The following is a 20,001-nucleotide window of genomic DNA, read 5'->3' on the forward strand; positions in this document are numbered from 1 at the left end:
GATATCGCCACATAAAGCATGTTCAGTTCGCCTCAGGCAGTCGCCCTGGGGCGCGTCAGCAGGCCGCCATGGAAGGCCTGCGTGTGTAATTCACACCATCCTGCCCGCATTAGCACTGATGTACAGGTGAAATCGCCAGCCATCGGGATTTCACAGTTTTCCTTGGATAAGAAGAAGCACGGGGTACACAACTGATGGACGCAACATCCACAACCACCACCGCGAAAAGCGGGCACGAGAGCAAGCTCAGTGCCTCGCTGAAGTCGCGCCACCTGACGATGATGTCGATCGCCGGGGTTATCGGCGGCGCCTTGTTCGTCGGTTCCGGCAGCGTGATCCACAGCGCCGGCCCAGCCGCTGTCCTGGCCTACCTGGCAGGCGGCATCCTGGTGGTGCTGATCATGCGCATGCTGGGTGAAATGGCGACTTCCTCGCCTGACACCGGCTCGTTCTCGACCTACGCCGACCGCGCCATTGGCCGTTGGGCCGGTTTTACCATCGGCTGGCTGTACTGGTGGTACTGGGTCATCCTCATGGCCTGGGAAGCCTATGTGGCGGGCAAGATCCTGCATGGCTTCTTCCCCGACGTCAGCGTCAACGTATTCGTGCTGGCCACGACCTTGTTGCTGATCACCGTCAACTTCTTCAACGTCAAGCACTACGGTGAGTTCGAGTTCTGGTTCGCCTTGATCAAGGTGATTGCGATCGTCTGCTTCCTGATCGTGTGTACGGCTGCCGTGATGAACATCTGGCAGTTCGGTGAAGTGCGTGGCATCAGCCACCTCACCGCCGAAGGCTTCATGCCCAATGGCATCACCACTGTAATCGGTGCCTTGCTCGGGGTGATGTTCGCCTTCCTCGGCGCCGAAATCGTTACCATCGCGGCCTCCGAAGCCAAGGACCCGGCTGCGCAGATCGTCAAGGCGACCAACTCGGTGGTCTGGCGTGTGTGCCTGTTCTACGTCGGCTCGATCTTCCTGATCGTCTGCCTGGTACCGTGGAACGACCCGCACCTGGGTGTTTCTGGCTATGGCGCTTATCGCCGTACCCTGGAGCTGCTGGGCGTGCCGTATGCCGAGCTGTTGATGAACTTCGTGGTGCTGACTTCCGTGAGCAGCTGCCTGATCTCTGGCCACTACACCGCATCGCGCATGCTGTTCTCCCTGGCCCAGCGTGGCGACGCGCCGTCGTTCTTCAAGATCACCCGCGCCGGTACCGGTGTACCGGTGTACGCGATCATGGGTTCGTGCGCCGTGGCCGTGGTGTGTGCATTGATCAACTTCAGCGAGACCCTGCGCCCGAAAGACGTGCTGGACACCCTGATGAACACCACCGGCATGATCGCCCTGCTGGTGTACCTGGTCATCGCCTTCTCGCAGCTGCGCATGCGCCGCAAGCTGATTGCCGAGGGCAAGGAAGTACGCCTGAAGATGTGGCTGTTCCCGTGGCTGACCTACCTGGTGATCGCGTTCATCGTGGCTGCTCTGGTCACCATGGCCTTCATGCCTGACTACCAGATCCTGGTCATTTCCACCGGTATCGCTGCGGCGGTCGTGGTGGTGATGGGTGTGGTGCACCAGATCCGCTCTGGTAGCAAGCAGCACTAAGCGTCACTCGCGTCTGGAAACGGCCGGCTCCCTTGGGGACCCGGCCGTTTCGCGTTGTTGGGCCTGGGCTTTTTCTGCGGGCATGTGGAAACGCTGGTTCATCCACGGTGAGCCGAGCAGGGCGGCCGCAGCGATCAGGGCCAGGATGGCGAGGGCGATGTAGGTCTTCACAGGCGTGTGCATGCAAGGACTGACTTCAAGCACAGGTGATCAGTTCCGGGGTAATCCGTTCGCAACCGTCCCGCCGGGCGACAGATGGCATATGCTAGGCACATTGCCCGCCCAAAGGAGCCGCACATGGCCTGGTCCGCCAACCAGTATTCCCTGTTCGAAGACGAACGCACACGCGCCGTACGCGACCTGATTGCCGCCATCCCGCCACGGCCGGTGCGCCACGCCACCGACCTGGGGTGCGGCCCCGGTAATTCGACCGAAGTGCTGCTGCAACGTTACCCCGATGCCCAGGTGACGGCGCTGGACAGCGACCCGGACATGATCGACAAGGCCCGTGAGCGCAAGCGGCTGTGCATTCCGCGTGTGCGCACGGTGATTGCCGACATTGCCGGCTGGACTGCCCCCGAGCCGCAGGACCTGATCCTGGCCAATGCCTCGCTGCAATGGGTGCCTGACCACGCCTTGCTGTATCCGCACCTGGTGCGCCAGCTCAGCGAAGGCGCCAGCCTGGCCGTGCAGACCCCGGACAACCTCGACGAGCCGGCCCACCGGCAGTTGCGCGAGATCGCAAGCCAAGGCCCCTGGGCGGCGAAATTCGCCGACTTGCAGCTGCCGCCACGGCACAACGCGGCGTTCTACTACGACTTGCTCAGCCCGCTGTGCGCGCGGGTGGACGTGTGGCGCACCACCTATCATCACCCGTTGGTGGGGGGCGCCGAAGCGGTAGTGGAATGGTTCAAGGGCTCGGCGTTGCGGCCTTATCTGGCCAGGCTTGATGAGCAGGAGCAGGCCGACTTCCTGCAGATGTACCTGCAGGCCATGCAGCGCGACTATCCGCCGGCCTCTGATGGCAAGGTCCTGTTGCCCTTCCCGCGGTTGTTCGTGATCGCTACCCGCTAGGGCGGCGCCAGCGCCAGGCCACGTAGCTGTAGATGCCAAGGTTCAGCACTAGCACGAGGGTGCCCAGCAGCAGCTGGATCTGCGGGGTCAGGCCGGCGGGGTAGATCATTGGCCAGACGTAGTGCTCGACGAAGCTGCCCTGGTAACCTGCGTCACCGGCGGCATTGCGCATGCGGTTTTCCCAGGTGGTGAGCGGGCAGCCAAGGTGCAGACACTCCACCGCCAGGCCCCAGGCCAGGACCGGCAGGTGCAGCAACAGGGCAGGGCGCCAGCGCAGCACCAGCAGGCCGCCGAACAGCACCAGCAGGATGAAGGCCAGGTGCAGCAGCACCAGGGTGTCGGCGGCAAGGCGGTAGAGCATGGGGTGGGGGCCCGGGGATTGGGGTTATCCCAGCATAGTTGGGTTGCCTGATCTGGCCTACACCCCTTCCTCGACCATCTGCAGGAAAGTCGCCACCACCCGGCGCGTACGCTGCTCGCTCAGGCACACCAGGGTCTCGGTCAAATGCCGCTGGCAATCGACAATCGGCAACGCACACACCCGCGCATCGGCACCGAACTCCGCCGCCGACACCACGCCCACACCAATCCCTACCACCACCGCTTCACGCGCCGCTTCCCGGCCTTCCACCTGGATCGCTGCGCGTATCCGCAGCCCGGCACGTTGCATCTCTTCCTCCAGTGTCTGCCGCGTCACCGAACCGGGCTCGCGCAGCACCAGCGGCATGTCATCGAGGTCGGCCAGGCTGATCGAGCCACGGCTGGCCCATGGGTGGTGGTGGGAAACGAACGCCACCATCGGGTCACGACGCAGCGGCAGGCAATGCAGGCGCTCATCGTCGACGTCCCGCCCCAGCAGGGCCAGGTCGGCCTGATAGCTGAACAGCCGCGCCAGCGATTCGTCGGTATTGCCCGTTTCGATCTTCACCTGGATACCCGGATAACGCTGGCAGAAGCGGGCGATCTGCGGCAGCACGTGCACCGGCGCATCCACTGCCAGCACCAGGCTGCCGGTGTGCAGCGCACGCGAGTCGTGCAACAGCTCCTGGGCTTCGGCCTCGCAGGCGAACAGGCGCTGGCTGATGCCCAGCAGCCGCTCGCCAAGGTCGGTGAGCTGCACCGAGCGTTTGTTGCGGTGGAACAGTAATACACCGAAGCGCTCCTCCAGTTTGCGCACCTGGTCGGACACCGCAGGCTGGGTAAGAAACAGCTTTTCGGCGGCGCGGGTAAAGCTGCCGTGCACGGCCACCGCGTGGAAAGCCTTGAGTTGAGCGTGGGAAACCGACATGACAACCTCAGTAACAAGCTGGGCTTATGTGTGTAATACGATAAATCGATTTTATTTATCTTACAGCAACTGTTTCCATAGATTTCAGCCCGACGCTGGCACCACGAATGCCGCCAGGGCCATGGCGCTCACACGGCGCCACCTGACCCGATGACAGCCTCGTCATCGCTGTGCGTAACACAAGAACAAGACAGGCGTTTCTTCACATTCTGCCGGCACACTTGAGCAAGAGGTCAGACTTACATGAACCAATCCCTAGCCGCGTTCAAACGCTGGCGCATCCAGATTTTCGCCATCACCTGGCTGGCTTACGCCGCCTTCTACTTCACCCGCAAAGCCTTCTCGGTGGCCAAGCTGGGCATCGCCGAAGACCCAGGTTTCATGCTCGACAAGGCCGCCATGGCCAACCTTGATGCCATCTACCTGGCCGCCTATGCCGTGGGCCAATTCACCTGGGGCATGCTTGCCGACCGCTTCGGCCCGCGCGTGGTGGTGCTGGGCGGGTTGTTGATTTCTGCGGCGGCGGCAGTCGTGATGGGCAGTTACGCAACCTTCCCGATCTTTGCTACCTGCATGCTGGTACAGGGCCTGGCGCAATCCACCGGCTGGGCCGGCTTGTGCAAGAACATCGGCAGCTTCTTCCCGGCTTCGCAGCGCGGGCGGGTGCTGGGCCTGTGGAGTTCCTGCTATGCCTTCGGCGGCCTGGTGGCCTCGCCGTTCGCGGGCTGGTGGGCCTACACCCTGGTGGGCACCTGGCATGCGGCGTTCTTCTCAAGCGCGGCAGTGGTGGCGCTGGTGGCGGTGCTGTTCTTCTTCCTGCAGCGCAACAAACCCGAGGACGTCGGCTTGCCAGCGGTTGAGCCCGAGCCGCAAAGCATGGCCCCGGCCGGCAGCCTGTGCAGCGTATGGGCACCCCTGCGGGAGATCCTGCGCAACCGCACGGTGTTGACCCTGGGCCTGGCGTACTTCCTGCTGAAGCCGGCGCGCTACGCCATCTTGCTGTGGGGCCCTGTGATCGTCTTCGAGCAGATGCCCTCGGTGGGCAAAGTGGGCGCGGCAATCATCCCGACTGCTTTCGAACTGGCCGGGCTGCTTGGCCCGATCATGATCGGCCTGGCCTCGGACAAACTGTTTGGCGCCCGACGCATGCCGGCCTGCGTGATCAGCCTGGTGCTGCTGACCGTGACACTGGCGTTGTTCATGGCGGCCATGCACACCGGCAGCGTGCTGCTGGTGGTGGCCCTGCTGTTCGTCATGGGCCTGACCCTGTACGGGCCGGACTCGATGATCAGCGGCGCTGCAGCCATCGACTTCGGCACCGCCAAGGCCGGCGCCACCGCAGCAGGTTTTGTCAATGGCTGTGGCTCGGTGGGCGCGGTGCTGGGTGGGCTGCTGCCGGGTTACTCCGACGGCGTCACGGTGTTCATCGTGTTCGCAGGCTGTGCGCTGTTCTCGGCGCTGGTGTTGCTGCCGCACTGGAACAGCCGCCCGGCCAGCAGCGCGCAAGGCACCGACGTGGCACCGAACACCAGCATGGCAATCAAGCCACTGCGTACTTAAAGGAAAGCGAGCGAATGAGACCCTTCTGGCTGCAACAGGCCCTGGATTCGGCGCAGGAGGCGGTATGCCCGCCGCTGCAAGGCGATACCCGTTGCGATGTGTGCATTGTCGGCGGCGGCTACACCGGCCTGTGGACGGCACTGATGCTCAAGGAAGCGGTACCGGCCCTGGATGTGGTGCTGATCGAGGCCGACATCTGTGGTGCCGGTGCCAGCGGCCGCAATGGGGGGTGTGCGTTGTCCTGGTCGGCCAAGTACTTCACCCTCGAACGCCTGTTCGGGGCGGCGGAGGCGGTGCGGCTGGTGCGCGAGTCGGAGCGCAGCATCGCAGACATCGGTGTGTTCTGCGCGGCCAATGGCATCGACTGCGACTTCCGCCTGGACGGCACGCTGTACACGGCCACCAACGCAGCGCAGGTCGGTGCCACCGACGCGGTGATCGCCGCGTTGGAGCACAAGGGCATCAACTCGTTCCGCCGCTTGCCGCTGGAGCAGGTGCAGCGCCTGGCCGGTTCGGCACGGCACCTGGAGGGCTGGTTCTCGCCGGCCGCCGCCACCGTGCAGCCTGGCAAACTGGTGCGCGGCCTGCGCCGCGTGGCCTTGCAGCGCGGCGTGCGCCTCTACGAAGGCACCGCCATGACCGGCCTGGAACACGGCGCCCCGGTGCAGGTACGCACGGCCCACGGCACGCTGCGCGCCGACCGTGTAGTGCTGGGCCTCAATGCCTGGATGGCGCGCGTCTTCCCGCAGTTCGAGCGCAGTGTGGCGATCGTTTCCAGCGACATGGTCATTACCGAACCGTGCCCCGAGCTACTGCGCCAGATCGGCCTGGACAGCGGCATCAGCGTGCTCGACTCGCGTATTTTCGTGCACTACTACCACAACACCTCCGATGGCCGGCTGATGCTCGGCAAGGGCGGCAACACGTTTGCCTATGGCGGGCGCATGTTGCCGGTGTTCGACCAGCCGTCGCCGTATCGGCGTTTGCTGCGCGAAAGCCTTGGCGGCTTTTTCCCGGCCTTGGCCGAGGTGCCACTGGCGGCCAGCTGGAACGGGCCGTCCGATCGCTCGGTGACCGGCCTGCCGTTCTTTGGGCGGTTGGACGGGCAGGGCAACGTGTTCTATGGCTTTGGTTACTCCGGCAGCGGTGTTGGCCCGTGCCACATGGGCGGGCAGATTCTTTCGTCGCTGGCGCTGGGGCTGGACAACCCGTGGACCCGGTCGCCGCTGGTCAAAGGCCCGCTGGGGCTGTTCCCGCCCGAGCCGATCCGCTACCTGGGCTCGCTGGTGGTGCGCAATGCCATTCGCCGCAAGGAGCAGGCCGAAGATCGTGGTGTGCGCCCACGAAGGCTGGATGTGCGGTTGGCGCGGTTTGCCGCGGCGGCGGGCAAAGCCGATAAAGGCTGATGAGATTTCTTGTCGATCCCATGCTCGAGGGCGTATAAAATGCACCCACTTTTGGCCGGTCGCTTCCTGAACCGGCCGCTGAAACAAGAGAGTCGACATGGGCGCACAGTGGAAAGCCAAACATAGAGAAACAGCGGCCAATGCCAAAGGCAAGATCATGGGCAAGCTGTCCAAGGAAATCCAGATCGCTGCCAAGTCGGGTGCCGATCCCGACATGAACCCGCGCCTGCGCCTGGCCATCGTGCAAGCCAAGAAGGCTTCGATGACCCGCGAGACCCTGGATCGGGCAATCCGCAAGGGCGCAGGCCTGGACGGTGATGCCGTGCAATACCATGCGGTGAGCTATGAAGGTTTCGCTCCGCACCAGGTGCCGCTGATCGTCGAGTGCCTGACCGACAACATCAACCGCACCGTCGCGCAGATCCGCGTGCTGTTCCGCAAGGGCCAGCTGGGTGCCAGCGGTTCGGTAGCGTGGGACTTCAACCATGTAGGCCTGATCGAAGCCACGCCTGCGAGCGCTGACGCTGATCCGGAAATGGCCGCGATCGAAGCCGGTGCCCAGGACTTCGAGGAAGGTGAAGAAGAGGGCTCGACCCTGTTCATTACCGACACCACCGACCTGGACGCGGTGCAGAAGGCCCTGCCGGAGCATGGTTTCACCGTAACCGCGGCGAAAATCGGCTACACCCCTAAAAACCCGGTAAGCGCGGCCAGCCTGAGTGCCGAAGCGTTGGCCGAGGTCGAAGCGTTTCTCGAGGCGATCGACGAGCACGATGACGTGCAGAACGTCTATGTTGGCCTGACCGAGTAATCGTCGGGGCCGCGTTGCGGCCTGTTCGCGGGCAAGCCCGCTCCCGCAGGTTTTTCACGATGCTGAACGATGTGAGAACCCTGTGGGAGCGGGCTTGCCCGCGAATAGGCTTTTGAATTCCACCGCAGGGAGCCTGCATGAACCCCACCTTCGCCTCCCTCAGCCTCGCCCACCTGCGCACCCTCGACCACCTGTTGCAGCTTAAAAACCTCAGCCACGCGGCCGAGCGCCTGGGCGTCAGCCAATCGGCCCTGAGCCGCCAGTTGGCCCACCTGCGTGAAGCCTTCGATGATCCGTTGCTGGTGCGCCAAGGGCGTGGTTACGTGCTTAGCGAACACGCCGAAGCCCTGGTCGAGCCTTTGCGCCAGGTGCTCGAAGAACTGCACGCGCTGCGCCAGCCCGCCATCTTCGACCCGGCGCGTTGCGAGCGGCGGTTCTGCCTGGCCGCTTCGGACTATGTGGCCGAGCACATGCTGCCGCTGCTGGTGGCGGCGCTGGAGCGCGAAGCGCCAGGTGTATCGCTGGAGTACCGCACCTGGCAGGCCGGCCAGTACGCCTTGCTGGCCAGCGGAGAAATCGATCTGGCGACTACCTTGTTCGACGAGTCGCCGCCCAACCTGCATGGACGGCTGTTGGGTGAGGACCGCGCGGTATGCCTGATGCGCCAGGATCACCCGCTGGCCGCGCAGGCCGCGCTCAGCCAGGCCGACTACCTGGCGTACAAGCATGTGCGCATTTCGGGCGGTGGCGACAAGGACAGCTTCATCGATCGGCACTTGCGTGCACAAGGCCTGCAGCGGCGGGTCAGCCTCGAAGTGCCGTTCTTCTGCGCCACGGTACAAGTGATTGCCAACAGTCAGGCCGTGGCCACGGTCCCCGAGCACATTGCCCGACAGCTGAGCCGTTTGCATGACCTGGCCTGGCGACCACTGGGCTTCATCGACCACAGCCAGCGCTATTGGGTGGTGTGGCACCAGCGCCTGCAGGCTTCGGCCGAGCACCGCTGGTTGCGCAACCGGGTGTTCGAGCTGTGGCGCCAGTCGCAGTTCGGGGTGCAGGGTGGGCATGCGGGTTTGCCATAGCAGCTATGCGTGATGCGGGGTTATTCGGCTGGGGATAGGTGCCTAGACTGGGGCATTGTGTTGATTGTGCGGCTTCTTCGCGGCTGTAGGAGCGGGTTTACCCGCGAAAGGGCCTGCACAGGCAATGGATAACTCCCAGGAGAGCTAGCGTGACCCCCGAACAATTCCGCCAGTACGGCCACCAACTGATCGACCTGATTGCCGACTACCGTCAGACCGTCGGCGAACGCCCGGTCATGGCCCAGGTCGAACCTGGCTACCTCAAGGCTGCCTTGCCGCAAACCGCGCCCCGCCAAGGCGAACCCTTCGAGGCTATCCTCGATGATGTCAACCAGTGGGTCATGCCCGGCCTGTCCCATTGGCAGCACCCGGACTTCTATGGCTATTTCCCTTCCAATGGCACCCTGTCCTCGGTGCTGGGGGACTTCCTCAGCACCGGTCTTGGGGTGCTGGGCCTGTCATGGCAATCCAGCCCGGCCCTGAGCGAACTGGAAGAAACCACCCTCGACTGGCTGCGCCAGTTGCTTGGCCTGTCTGGCCAGTGGAGTGGCGTGATCCAGGACACCGCCTCGACCAGCACCCTGGTGGCGCTGATCAGCGCCCGTGAACGCGCCACTGACTACGCCTTGGTACGTGGTGGCCTGCAGGCCGAGCCCAAGCCTTTGATCGTGTATGTCAGCGCCCACGCCCACAGCTCGGTGGACAAGGCTGCACTGCTGGCAGGTTTTGGCCGCGACAATATCCGCCTGATTCCCACCGACGAACGCTACGCCCTGCGCCCAGAGGCACTGCAGGCGGCGATCGAACAGGACCTGGCTGCCGGAAACCAGCCGTGCGCCGTGGTTGCCACCACCGGCACCACGACGACCACTGCCCTCGACCCGCTGCGCCCGGTCGGTGAAATCGCCCAGGCCAATGGGCTGTGGTTGCACGTTGACTCGGCCATGGCCGGGTCGGCGATGATCCTGCCCGAGTGCCGCTGGATGTGGGACGGCATAGAGCTGGCCGATTCGGTGGTGGTCAACGCGCACAAATGGCTGGGTGTGGCGTTCGATTGCTCAATCTACTACGTGCGCGATCCGCAGCACCTGATCCGGGTAATGAGCACCAATCCCAGCTACCTGCAGTCGGCGGTGGATGGCGAGGTGAAGAACCTGCGCGACTGGGGGATTCCGCTGGGCCGTCGGTTCCGTGCGTTGAAGCTGTGGTTCATGTTGCGCAGCGAGGGTGTCGACGCATTGCAGGCGCGACTGCGGCGTGACCTGGACAATGCCCAATGGCTGGCGGGGCAGGTCGAGGCGGCGGCGGAGTGGGAAGTGCTGGCGCCAGTACAGCTGCAAACCTTGTGCATTCGCCATCGACCGGCCGGGCTTGAAGGGGATGCGCTGGATGCGCATACCAAGGGCTGGGCCGAGCGGCTGAATGCATCCGGCGATGCTTATGTGACGCCGGCTACACTGGACGGGCGGTGGATGGTGCGGGTTTCGATCGGTGCGCTGCCGACCGAGCGGGGGGATGTGCAGCGGCTGTGGGCACGTCTGCAGGACGTGATCAAAGGCTGAAGCCTTCGCGGGCAAGCCCGCTCTCACAGCATCGCATCAGGGCTGAAGCCTGTACGGTGCCTGTGTGAGCGGGCTTGCCCGCGAAGGGGCTGCAAAGCAGCCCCTGCAATCTATCAGTGGCTCACCGCCTGAAAGCTACCTTTACGGCTGGCTTCATAGGCTGCCTTTTCCATCGGCTTGGCGTCCGGGTTGCCCAGGTCGTCCATCGCCAGGCGGTGGGTTTCCGGGGCAATGTAGGCCGCCAGGGCGCACACGCCGGTGATGAAGAAGGCCAGCCCACCGACTACCAGCGGAATGTTGTCCGAGCCGGGTGGGGCAACCATTGCGAACAGCGCGGGCAGCATGGCGGTCAGCATGGTGCCGATGTTCTGCGCGATGGCCATGGCCGTAACGCGGTAGCGGGTGTGGAACAGCTCTGGGTAGAAGCTTGGGAACACCGCGTTGTAACCCTGGTAGACCATGCCCCACATGACGATCGAGGCGGCGAATGCCATTGGCACGTTCTGGATGCTGATCGCATACAGGTAGACGAAGGCCAGCAGGCCAGAGCCCAGGCAGCCAGCGATCATGGTCGGGCGACGGCCGATCTTGTCCGACAGGTTGCCCACGAACGGGATCACCAGCACCGCGACGATGTTACCGACCACCGGAATCCACAGGTACACGCTCTTGTCGAAGCCGATGCCATACGCCGGCTGCACCGCGTAGGCCGCACCGAAGATGGTGGCCACGACCGGGATCACGTTCATCAGGGCCATGAACATCACCAGCACCATGTGCTTCCAGCTGTGGCGGAAGGCTTCGCTGATGGGCGACTTGGCAACCTTGTCCTGTTTCTCTTCCTTGACGAACGCCGGGGTTTCGTGAACTTCCTTACGGATGATGAAACCGGCAATCAGCACGATGGCGCTCATCAGGAAGGGAATGCGCCAGCCCCATTCGGTAAAGGCTTCGCTAGGCATGAAGTAAGCCAGTGGCAGGAATACCGCCGCCGCCAGAACCTGGCCCGCTTGCACACCTTGCAGGGTGAAACTGGCGTAGTAGCCTCTTCGGCCGAACGGCGCGTGCTCCATGATCATGGAACTGGCACCGGAAATTTCCCCGGCCACGGCAAAGCCCTGGATCAGGCGCAACACCACCAGCAAGGCCGGTGCGAGGTAGCCGATGTCGTGGTAGGTCGGTAGCAGGCCGACAGCCATGGTCGACAGGCCCATCAGGAACATGCACAGCAGCAGGACGTTCTTGCGACCGCGGGTGTCACCCCAGTGGCCCAGTACGAAGGCGCCGATCGGGCGTGCCAGGTAGCCCACGCCATAGGTGGCCAACGAGGCAATGATGGCCATTTTCGGGTCGGTGTTAGGGAAGAAAATCTGCGGGAAAATCAGCGCAGCGGCCTGGGCGTAGATGAAGAAGTCGTAGTACTCGAGTGCCGAGCCTATCCATCCACTGGCGGTCGCTTTCTTTGCTTGCGAGCTGGAGTGAGCCATCGTTGTCTCCGTTGTTATTGTTGTTTGCGCAGGTTCCGCCAGAGGTTATGCCAAGGCAGGAGGCAACGGTCGGTGTGCCTGCGTCTGTGGTCCATGTTGACCACGGGCCCGCGGTCTAGCAATTCGCTAAAACGGGTTTTGTGCGATAATCGAACGCAAAACTAACCATTCCGTACAAAGAGATTGAAGCGACGACTTTACCTGCGAATAATCGATCGTGCCATAAACTGTGACAGGGCTTGTTTGCCCGAATGGCACCGTATTCCTCCAACAACAAGGAACTCCCGCCATGCAGCGTTCGATCGCTACCGTGTCCTTGAGCGGCACTCTGCCGGAAAAGCTCGAAGCCATCGCCGCCGCCGGTTTTGACGGCGTCGAGATCTTCGAGAACGATCTGCTCTATTACGCTGGCAGCCCGCGCCAGGTGCGCCAGATGTGCGCCGACCTGGGCATTGCCATCACCTTGTTCCAGCCTTTCCGCGACTTTGAAGGCTGCCGCCGTGACCGCCTGCAGAAAAACCTCGACCGCGCCGAACGCAAGTTCGACCTGATGCAGGAACTGGGTACCGACCTGGTGCTGGTGTGCAGCAACGTCCAGGCCGATGCCCTGGGTGACGAGCAACTGTTGGTCGACGACCTGCGCCTGCTGGGCGAACATGCCGGCAAGCGTGGCCTGCGCATTGGTTACGAAGCGCTGGCCTGGGGCCGCCACGTCAACACTTACCAGCAAGTGTGGAACCTGGTGCGCCAGGCCGACCACCCGGCACTCGGGGTGATCCTCGACAGCTTCCACACCTTGTCGCTCAAAGGTGACCCCAGCGCGATCCGCGACATCCCCGGCGACAAGATCTTCTTCGTGCAAATGGCCGATGCGCCGATTCTGGCCATGGATGTGCTGGAGTGGAGCCGCCACTTTCGCTGCTTCCCGGGGCAGGGCGAAATGGACATGGCCGGTTTCCTGGCGCCGATCCTCGCCACGGGTTACCGTGGCCCGCTGTCGCTGGAAATCTTCAACGACGGCTTCCGCGCCGCACCGACCCGGCAGAATGCCGCCGACGGCTTGCGTTCGCTGCTGTACCTCGAAGAGCAGACCCGCTTGCGCCTGGAGCAGGAAAACACGCCGATCGAACCTGGCGTACTGTTCACCCCGCCGCCGGCCAGTGCTTACGACGGCGTGGAGTTCCTGGAGTTTGCGGTCGACGAAGCCGTCGGCGCGCGCCTGGGCAACTGGCTGAAGCGCCTGGGCTTTGCCGAAGCCGGCAAGCACCGCAGCAAAGAAGTGCAACTGCTGCGCCAGGGTGATATCAACATTGTGCTGAACGCTGAACCGTATTCCTTCGGCCACAACTTCTTCGAGGCCCATGGCCCGTCGCTGTGCGCCACTGCGCTGCGGGTCAAGGACCAGCAAGCGGCCCTGAAGCGGGCCACCGCCTTCCGTGGCCAGCCGTTCCGCGGCCTGGTCGGCCCCAACGAATGCGAAGTGCCGGCGGTGCGAGCGCCCGATGGCAGCCTGCTGTACCTGGTGGAGCAGGGCACTGCCGGCCACACCCTGTACGACACCGACTTCAGCCTGGACAACAACACAACCGCTACCGGCGGCCTGCGCCGCATCGACCACATGGCCCTGGCCCTGCCGGCCGAGTCGCTGGACAGCTGGGTGCTGTTCTACAAGAGCTTGTTCGACTTCGCCGCCGACGACGAAGTGGTGCTGCCCGACCCGTATGGCCTGGTCAAGAGCCGCGCCCTGCGCAGCCAGTGCGGCACCTTGCGCCTGCCGCTGAACATCTCGGAAAACCGCAACACCGCCATTGCCCATGCGCTTTCAAGCTACCGTGGTTCGGGCGTGCATCACATCGCCTTCGATTGTGACGATATATTCCGCGAAGTGGCGCGGGCCAAGCTGGCAGGGGTACCGCTGCTGGAAATCCCGCTGAACTACTACGACGACCTGGCGGCGCGTTTCGATTTCGACGACGAGTTCCTCAGTGAGCTGGCGTACTACAACGTGCTGTATGACCGCGACGCTCAAGGTGGCGAGCTGTTCCACGTCTATACCGAGCCGTTCGAGGAGCGTTTCTTCTTCGAGATCATCCAGCGCAAGGCGGGGTACGCTGGTTACGGCGCTGCCAACGTTGCGGTGCGCCTGGCAGCCATGGCCAAGGCCCGTAGCGGGGCGGCGCGCAAGCCGGTGCTGTAGTCGCCTGCACCGGCCTGTCTTGTGGGAGCGGGGTGAACCCTGCTTCCACAGGATTGTTACGGCCCGATTCAGTGACGCTCAGCCACCATCAACAACGACTGCGGCACCGCGCTCTGCGGATGCTGCGGTTCCTGCAGACTGACCAGTCGCAACCCCGCCATGTCCAGCGCATTCAGCCAGCTGGCCAGGGTGCGGAAATACCAAGGCATCGGTTGCCAATTCCCGGCGAACCCGGCAAAAGACTCCTCTCGCCAGCCATCCTGATAATCCCCATCGGCCACGCTCCACGGGTGCAGGGTCTGGATCACCAGCGCACCGCCGGGTACCAGCAAAGCACGCATGGCCGACATCAGTTCAATGATGTCCTGGTGCAACAGCGCGAAGTTGGCGCAGATCAGTTCATAGTCCTTGCCAACATGCACCTTCGCCTCAGCCAACTGCGCATAGCTGGCCAGGTGCACCTCACCCGCGCCCGCAGCCCGCGCTGCATCCACCAGGGTTCTGTCGCCGTCGACGCCCACGGCCTCGATACCCCGGTCGGCCAACGCGCGCAGCAGCCAGCCTTCACCGCAGCCCAGGTCGAGCACCCGTTCGGGCTGGCGGCCGAGGATGGCCAGCAGGATGGCCTGGTCAGTGACCTGGCGACGGCTTTCGATGGCGCCGTGGCGTACGGCGTCGATCCAGGCCTGGGCGTTATGGTGCCAACTGTCGAGCAAGGCGTCTTTAGGGTTGCGCATGATCGGCTCCATCAGCGGAAAAGGTGAAGGGCAAGCCCGGCAACGGCGCAGCCGATCAACACGTGTATCACCCCGCGCTTGTAGCGGAACAGCGCCACAGCCGCCGCGAGCGCTATCACAGCCGAGGACCAGTGGAACGCGCCATCGAACCCGGCCGGCCACAGCACGTGGTAGCCGAAGAACAGCGCAAGGTTGAGGATTACCCCCACCACCGCCGCAGTGATCCCGGTCAGTGGGGCGGTGAACTTCAGTTCGTTGTGGGTCGACTCCACCAGCGGGCCTCCGGCGAGGATGAACAGGAACGAGGGCAGGAAGGTGAACCAGGTCACCAGGCCCGCTGCCACTGCGCCCGCGAGGAACGCCTGGTGGGCGCCGAACATCGGCTGCAGGTAGCCACCGACAAAACCGACGAAGGCCACCACCATGATCAGCGGCCCAGGCGTGGTCTCGCCCAGCGCCAGGCCATCGATCATCTGTGTGGGCGACAGCCAGCCATAGTGGCCGACAGCCCCTTGATAGACATAGGGCAGCACCGCATAGGCACCGCCGAAGGTCAGCAGCGCCGCCTTGGTGAAGAACCAGCCCATTTGCGTCAGTGTGCCGTGCCAGCCAAAGGTTGCCATCAGCAGGCTCATGGGCAGAAGCCAAAGCGCCGCAACCGTCAGCAGCAAGGTCACCAAGCGGCCCCAGCTGAAGCGGGCGTGCGCGGGTATCGGGGTATCGTCGTCGATCAGTGCCGGGCGCTGGCTGGCCCTGGCTGCGTTGTGGCCCCCTCCGGGCGCGAACTGTGCCGGCAGTAGCCGGCCGCCGACATAACCCAGCAGTGCGGCCGCCAGCACGATCAGCGGGAAGGGGACGTCAAGCGCGAAAATGGCCACGAACGAGGCAGCGGCAATGGCCCATAGCCAGCCGTTCTTCAGCGCTCGCGTGCCAATGCGGTGGGCGGCATGCACGACGATGGCGGTCACGGCCGGCTTGATCCCTTCGAAAATCCCGGCGACCACCGGAACTTCGCTCCAGGTCAGGTAGACCCATGACAGGCCGATCAGGATGAACAGCGACGGGAGCACGAACAGAGCGCCGGCAATCACTCCGCCCCAGGTGCGGTGCATCAGCCAGCCGATGTAGGTGGCCAGTTGCTGGGCTTCGGGCCCGGGCAGCAACATGCAGTAGTTGAGGGCATGCAGGAAACGCCGCTCACTGATCCAGCGGCGCCGCTCCACCAGCTCCTGGTGCATGATCGCAATCTGCCCGGCCGGGCCGCCGAAACTGACGAAGCCCAGCTTCAGCCAGAACAGCAATGCCTGGCCCAGGCCGACTGAGGCGGGTGTTTGCCCGGCAGTTGCTTGCGGTTGTTCAGCCATGCGGTGTGCCCTTGCCTTCAGCCAGTTGCAGCGCGTTGGCGCTTGATTCGATACATGTGCCCGTCAGCATGGCGCAGTAACATGTCGGCATCGTTGCCGTCTTCGGGAAAGCGGGCTACGCCAATACTGCAGGACGGTGCATCGATGCCGGCAAACTCGGCGTCGAGCGGATCGGCCATGACCGCGAGAATGTGCTGTACGTGCGTGGCAATGGCCTCCGGCGATGGGCAATCGGGCAACAGCACGGTGAATTCGTCGCCGCCCATCCGCGCTACCGTGCCAGCCGCCCCAACGCAGCGTTCCAGGCGGCGGGCCAGCGTGCACAGTACCCGGTCACCCACGCTATGGCCGTGGTTGTCGTTGATCTGCTTGAAGTCATTGATATCGAGGAACAGCAGGGCCAGCCTGCGGTTGTGACGCCGGGCCGCGGCCAGGGCGGTGTCCAGCCGTTCATTGAACATGGCGCGGTTGGCCAGCCGGGTCAGCGGGTCATGATGGGCGAGGAAGCGCAGTTCGTCTTCGGCCTTGCGCTGGGCGGTAACGTCCCGCGCCACGCCGATACGCGCCTGGGCCTCATCAGACCAGCAGGCCGCCCACAGAATGTGCACCACGCTGCCGTCCTTGCGAAGGTAACGGTTGCAAAAGTCGTAGTGCGGCTGGCCGTTCATCACCCGCATGATCGAGGCGCGCGTGGCCGCGAGGTCGTCAGGGTGCATGTAGCGGGTGATCGGCGTGCCGATCAGTTCGCAGGCCTCGTAGCCCAGCAGTGTCTTGCAGGCATCACTGACGAACACAATCTGGTTGTCCCTGTCGACCACGAATACCGTATCCAGCATCAGGTGGATCAGCCTGGGGTACAACGCTTGCAGGTCTACGGGCATGGCTCAGGGTGTCCGCGGCAGGGTGACCGATCATAGCCTGAAGGAATACGTCGCAGCTACGGCAGCCTGCAGGGCTGGTGCCCCCTTCCTTGAAACTGGCAACGATCGCATCGAAAGGGGCGGCCTCTACATCGGTGGTTCGGGCCTAGGCAGGGGAAAAATGAGCCACGTAAAAGGCATGGCACCTGACAAAACTGCCAGTTGTAGCGAAATCCGTCTGCACATCAAATGAAGCGCGAGTGTTCTGAACAGTCGTTCGAGTGTTTGGCGCCAACAATGGACATGCGGAGAGAAACATGGATTATTCAACCGCTGAACTGGTCAAATGGTTAGGTGAAGAAACACGCCTGTTGGGCTGGGACATGGTTTTCTTCATTGATGGAGGAAAGATTAATGCGCTATTGAAGCAAACGTCCATTCGGCGCTTCAATACAGCGAATCGTTTACCGCCCATTTCCGGATTCATCGGCAACGGGCCTGACTATCGTTTTGCCTTGTCCAATTGTAGTCTCACGTTGCCTAGATTGATTTTCGATGTGAACCTTGCTGGTAACAAGGCGCACCTGCTGATTACAATTGCCGAAGCCAATGCGTACGCGCTGATGTTCAAGAGTCAACAGTGGCAGGTGCGCCAGTTGGATGTGCTAGGGGGTGTGCAAAACGCGGATCTGAGTCTGGACATTGACCTGGAGGCGTCTGGTGGCCACGTGGATGAAACTGACACGATCCGTCTGGATCTCAGTGAAACGGAAAATTTTTCAATGCCGTGCTACACCGGCGAGACGCGCTTGCTGACCGAATTCTTCAGGCAGAAATTTTCGGCGCTGCTTGATGAACAGCGTCAGTTTCCGATTGGCCATTTGTCAAAGCGCAATGTCGAGTTGCATCGCCCCGTCTCGTTTAGCCTGCGTACCCAGGCCAGGGGAAGGGGTCCCACCGATGTGGAGGGTGCAGTCGTGCTGTTTGTCGATATGGAGGATGGAGCGGGGGGGCATTTTCCAGGCGCGGATTACAAGTACGCAATACCCAATGATGGTGACTATACTGCAACCGTCCTGTTCAATACGGAACGGTTGTTGCTCGCGCAGTTCGTAAGCGCCTTCGGCGGTGTGATCAAGGATGCTGAGTTTGAGTTGCTCCGGCGTGATGGCGACTTACCGGCGGTTGTCTGCAAGAAGGGATATATTACCCTGCCGCACCAGTGGGTTGACGAGACGGTAACGATTCCTGCGCTTGGCGCAAATTGGACTGTGACGGGGACTTTTGAATTTTTTGAAGCCAACATAGACATGACCGATGCGTTGACCATCAGCAATATAGATAACCAGTGGAAGGTGAGGTTGTCCATGCGTGGCAACCTGATGGTCAGGTTTAGTAATATCGATGACGCCAGGGGCGAAATACGAGACAGACTGGTCTTTGAAGACTTTGACCTGGATGATTTCCTGGCGCCTGTGCAAGCAGATTTTCACTATGAAGCAGAGTTGGCATACAGCTTTGATCCCGAAGGCTTGACACAACTGGTGTGCGAATCCTATGGGTTTGCCGAGCGGGTTGGCTTTCAACCGATTTTTGGCGACATAAAGCCTCCGCCTGCACGTGATTCTTCCGGCTCTGCGAGCGAGTTTCTCGGGCGTTTGGTAAAACCGGCGATGGGCAGGTTAAGTGACTTGCTCAGGACGCGTCTTACCAGCTTTGGTACTTCGGGGTTTATCACGCTTCAGGATGGTGTGGTGGAAAATCTGAAAACCAATCTGATTTTCGAGTCTCGCACAAGTAAAATAGCGAGCGATGTGCTGAGGTTAAATTTTCAGAGCATTTTAACGGGGACAAGACTCTTGGCCCCGCACGATATAGCTTTTTTCGGCAAGGTAAATCCCGCTGCTGGTTATTTCAACGTCAGTCCGATGGAAACTACCCTGCTCGCAGGTAAAACCACGACATTCAAGGCCGAGCCTGCCTGGGCGCGGGTGCTTTGGTCCGTTGAGGCCGTTTCCGGCATTGCAGAAGGTGTTCCTCTGTCTATTAACGGAGGCGTCTTTACCGCACCCAGTGCCAGCGACATGACAAAGTCATGCGCACACGTGCTGGTAACAGCCACCAATATTTTGATTCCGGCAATTCAAAGCAAGGCCTTGATCACCGTGGTTCGCGAAACGCTGCAAGCCAACCCTGCGGTTGTGGTTGCCCAGGCAGGCAGAGACGTCGATTTCAATGCCTGGACGCTCGGCAATCCTGCGACCTTGCAATGGCGTTATCAGGACGAACCTCTGGGCACGGGGCAGGCGGTGACGGTCACCAGCCCAGCCGACACAGGCACAGTTGCTTATGTCGTTGAAGAAATCCAGGTGACAGACCCTGAAAGCCAACAAACCAGTACCTGTGTACTGATCACCGAGATGGGGCAGTTGACGCCCATGACGCTGAGCGCCACTGTTGACCCTGCTGGTACGAAAGCGGTGTTGGATGTCAGTCAAACCCCGTTCCCGCCGGAGGGCGTCAACTGGGAGGTGCGCTACGGACCCGGTAGTGTTTCGGCAGGAGTCTATACACCGGGTATAGACGAGACAGCCCGCTTCGCATTGATAAGCGCAACCTTCGATAGCGGTGATTATGGTGTCTTCGAAGGGTATGTCCTGCTAGTCCTGCCACTTGCCGAACACCGTAATATCACAACCGTTCAGGCAGATTGAACCATGGGTAGATGATATCAACCACCACTGCGCCAATGAGCGTTGACCAGGCCCTGGTGTGGCATTGCTACCGGTTTGGCTGCTATCACGGGCTGGTGCGGGTAGCGTCGATTGAGAATGCCCTACGACCGATGATCAAGCCCGGCGCCACGCGTCATACTCCGCGCCATTTTGCATATCGGTTGGGGCATCATCGCCGGCACCATCAGCAGCCCCTTTTCCCGCGCAAAGAGTCGCTGAATGTTTCCCCGG

At 62.4% G+C, this 20,001-nt stretch carries 15 protein-coding genes and 1 pseudogene; 9 read left to right on the top strand and 7 right to left on the bottom strand.

The features are described 5' to 3' along the window. The first annotated feature begins 194 nt into the window (after positions 1 to 194). Positions 195 to 1,607, top strand: coding sequence for an amino acid permease (locus QYE47_RS14745; RefSeq protein ID WP_019438828.1), 1,413 nt, complete (start codon positions 195 to 197; stop codon positions 1,605 to 1,607). A gap of 3 nt (positions 1,608 to 1,610) precedes the next feature. Here QYE47_RS14745 and QYE47_RS14750 read toward each other — a convergent pair whose 3' ends face one another. Further along, positions 1,611 to 1,790 (bottom strand): hypothetical protein, encoded by a 180-nt coding sequence (locus QYE47_RS14750; RefSeq protein WP_019438829.1) that lies wholly within the window; start codon positions 1,788 to 1,790, stop codon positions 1,611 to 1,613. A 114-nt stretch (positions 1,791 to 1,904) separates the two neighbouring features. Between QYE47_RS14750 and tam the strand changes: the two genes are divergently transcribed. Then, entirely contained in the window at positions 1,905 to 2,681 is a 777-nt protein-coding gene (tam, locus tag QYE47_RS14755) for a trans-aconitate 2-methyltransferase (protein WP_019438830.1), read from the top strand. Here tam and QYE47_RS14760 read toward each other — a convergent pair. Further along, the gene (locus QYE47_RS14760; protein ID WP_014591492.1) at positions 2,671 to 3,042 is read right to left on the bottom strand and encodes a DUF2784 domain-containing protein; all 372 of its coding nucleotides are present in this window, start codon (positions 3,040 to 3,042) and stop codon (positions 2,671 to 2,673) included. The two genes, tam and QYE47_RS14760, sit on opposite strands and share 11 nt — an antisense overlap. Before the next feature lie 57 nt (positions 3,043 to 3,099). After that, entirely contained in the window at positions 3,100 to 3,969 is an 870-nt protein-coding gene (locus tag QYE47_RS14765; RefSeq protein ID WP_070384002.1) for a LysR substrate-binding domain-containing protein, read from the bottom strand. 243 nt (positions 3,970 to 4,212) lie between these two features. On the opposite strand from QYE47_RS14765, the pseudogene QYE47_RS14770 reads away from it, so the two are divergent. From QYE47_RS14770 to QYE47_RS14790, 5 genes and pseudogenes are all read left to right on the top strand, one after another. Next, positions 4,213 to 5,460: pseudogene (locus QYE47_RS14770) on the top strand (MFS transporter); the annotation flags it as partial. An 83-nt stretch (positions 5,461 to 5,543) separates the two neighbouring features. Then, on the top strand, positions 5,544 to 6,935 hold the full coding sequence (locus tag QYE47_RS14775; RefSeq protein ID WP_014591489.1) for an FAD-dependent oxidoreductase: 1,392 nt from the start codon (positions 5,544 to 5,546) through the stop codon (positions 6,933 to 6,935). Between the two features lie 97 nt (positions 6,936 to 7,032). Next, positions 7,033 to 7,746, top strand: coding sequence for a YebC/PmpR family DNA-binding transcriptional regulator (locus QYE47_RS14780; protein ID WP_004575404.1), 714 nt, complete (start codon positions 7,033 to 7,035; stop codon positions 7,744 to 7,746). A gap of 137 nt (positions 7,747 to 7,883) precedes the next feature. Then, positions 7,884 to 8,828, top strand: a complete 945-nt coding sequence (locus QYE47_RS14785; RefSeq protein ID WP_014591488.1) for a LysR family transcriptional regulator — start codon at positions 7,884 to 7,886, stop codon at positions 8,826 to 8,828. A 149-nt stretch (positions 8,829 to 8,977) separates the two neighbouring features. Beyond that, a complete protein-coding gene (locus QYE47_RS14790; protein WP_014591487.1) occupies positions 8,978 to 10,390 on the top strand; it encodes a DOPA decarboxylase in 1,413 nt (470 codons plus the stop codon). A gap of 113 nt (positions 10,391 to 10,503) precedes the next feature. Here QYE47_RS14790 and QYE47_RS14795 read toward each other — a convergent pair whose 3' ends face one another. Beyond that, entirely contained in the window at positions 10,504 to 11,877 is a 1,374-nt protein-coding gene (locus QYE47_RS14795) for an MFS transporter (protein ID WP_014591486.1), read from the bottom strand. A 289-nt stretch (positions 11,878 to 12,166) separates the two neighbouring features. On the opposite strand from QYE47_RS14795, the gene quiC reads away from it, so the two are divergent. Continuing rightward, positions 12,167 to 14,074 (top strand): 3-dehydroshikimate dehydratase QuiC, encoded by a 1,908-nt coding sequence (gene quiC / locus QYE47_RS14800; protein ID WP_070384000.1) that lies wholly within the window; start codon positions 12,167 to 12,169, stop codon positions 14,072 to 14,074. A gap of 68 nt (positions 14,075 to 14,142) precedes the next feature. Here quiC and QYE47_RS14805 read toward each other — a convergent pair whose 3' ends face one another. The 3 genes from QYE47_RS14805 to QYE47_RS14815 are packed head-to-tail and all read right to left on the bottom strand — an operon-like array spanning position 14,143 to position 17,056. Continuing rightward, the gene (locus QYE47_RS14805) at positions 14,143 to 14,811 is read right to left on the bottom strand and encodes a bifunctional 2-polyprenyl-6-hydroxyphenol methylase/3-demethylubiquinol 3-O-methyltransferase UbiG (protein ID WP_070383999.1); all 669 of its coding nucleotides are present in this window, start codon (positions 14,809 to 14,811) and stop codon (positions 14,143 to 14,145) included. A gap of 11 nt (positions 14,812 to 14,822) precedes the next feature. Continuing rightward, positions 14,823 to 16,175 (bottom strand): chromate efflux transporter, encoded by a 1,353-nt coding sequence (chrA, locus tag QYE47_RS14810; protein ID WP_014591483.1) that lies wholly within the window; start codon positions 16,173 to 16,175, stop codon positions 14,823 to 14,825. Positions 16,176 to 16,192: 17 nt separating this feature from the next. Continuing rightward, positions 16,193 to 17,056 (bottom strand): sensor domain-containing diguanylate cyclase, encoded by an 864-nt coding sequence (locus QYE47_RS14815; RefSeq protein ID WP_019438977.1) that lies wholly within the window; start codon positions 17,054 to 17,056, stop codon positions 16,193 to 16,195. A gap of 296 nt (positions 17,057 to 17,352) precedes the next feature. Between QYE47_RS14815 and QYE47_RS14820 the strand changes: the two genes are divergently transcribed. After that, positions 17,353 to 19,749 carry a hypothetical protein gene (locus QYE47_RS14820; protein WP_014591481.1) on the top strand — a complete coding sequence of 799 codons (2,397 nt, stop codon included), beginning with the start codon at positions 17,353 to 17,355 and terminating at the stop codon, positions 19,747 to 19,749. The last annotated feature ends 252 nt before the right edge of the window (positions 19,750 to 20,001 follow it).

The sequence above is a fragment of the Pseudomonas sp. 2,4-D genome, from assembly GCF_030418155.1.
Taxonomy (GTDB): Bacteria; Pseudomonadota; Gammaproteobacteria; order Pseudomonadales; family Pseudomonadaceae; genus Aquipseudomonas; species Aquipseudomonas alloputida.

What these genes read in the sequence shown, in the direction of transcription:
- chrA (WP_014591483.1), bottom strand. Translation starts at nt 16,175, where the DNA reads ATGGCTGAACAACCGCAAGCAACTGCCGGGCAAACACCCGCCTCAGTC.
- QYE47_RS14805 (WP_070383999.1), bottom strand. Translation starts at nt 14,811, where the DNA reads ATGCGCAACCCTAAAGACGCCTTGCTCGACAGTTGGCACCATAACGCC.
- QYE47_RS14820 (WP_014591481.1), top strand. Translation starts at nt 17,353, where the DNA reads ATGGATTATTCAACCGCTGAACTGGTCAAATGGTTAGGTGAAGAAACA.
- tam (WP_019438830.1), top strand. Translation starts at nt 1,905, where the DNA reads ATGGCCTGGTCCGCCAACCAGTATTCCCTGTTCGAAGACGAACGCACA.
- QYE47_RS14815 (WP_019438977.1), bottom strand. Translation starts at nt 17,056, where the DNA reads ATGCCCGTAGACCTGCAAGCGTTGTACCCCAGGCTGATCCACCTGATG.
- QYE47_RS14750 (WP_019438829.1), bottom strand. Translation starts at nt 1,790, where the DNA reads ATGCACACGCCTGTGAAGACCTACATCGCCCTCGCCATCCTGGCCCTG.
- QYE47_RS14795 (WP_014591486.1), bottom strand. Translation starts at nt 11,877, where the DNA reads ATGGCTCACTCCAGCTCGCAAGCAAAGAAAGCGACCGCCAGTGGATGG.
- quiC (WP_070384000.1), top strand. Translation starts at nt 12,167, where the DNA reads ATGCAGCGTTCGATCGCTACCGTGTCCTTGAGCGGCACTCTGCCGGAA.
- QYE47_RS14775 (WP_014591489.1), top strand. Translation starts at nt 5,544, where the DNA reads ATGAGACCCTTCTGGCTGCAACAGGCCCTGGATTCGGCGCAGGAGGCG.
- QYE47_RS14765 (WP_070384002.1), bottom strand. Translation starts at nt 3,969, where the DNA reads ATGTCGGTTTCCCACGCTCAACTCAAGGCTTTCCACGCGGTGGCCGTG.
- QYE47_RS14780 (WP_004575404.1), top strand. Translation starts at nt 7,033, where the DNA reads ATGGGCGCACAGTGGAAAGCCAAACATAGAGAAACAGCGGCCAATGCC.
- QYE47_RS14760 (WP_014591492.1), bottom strand. Translation starts at nt 3,042, where the DNA reads ATGCTCTACCGCCTTGCCGCCGACACCCTGGTGCTGCTGCACCTGGCC.
- QYE47_RS14785 (WP_014591488.1), top strand. Translation starts at nt 7,884, where the DNA reads ATGAACCCCACCTTCGCCTCCCTCAGCCTCGCCCACCTGCGCACCCTC.
- QYE47_RS14745 (WP_019438828.1), top strand. Translation starts at nt 195, where the DNA reads ATGGACGCAACATCCACAACCACCACCGCGAAAAGCGGGCACGAGAGC.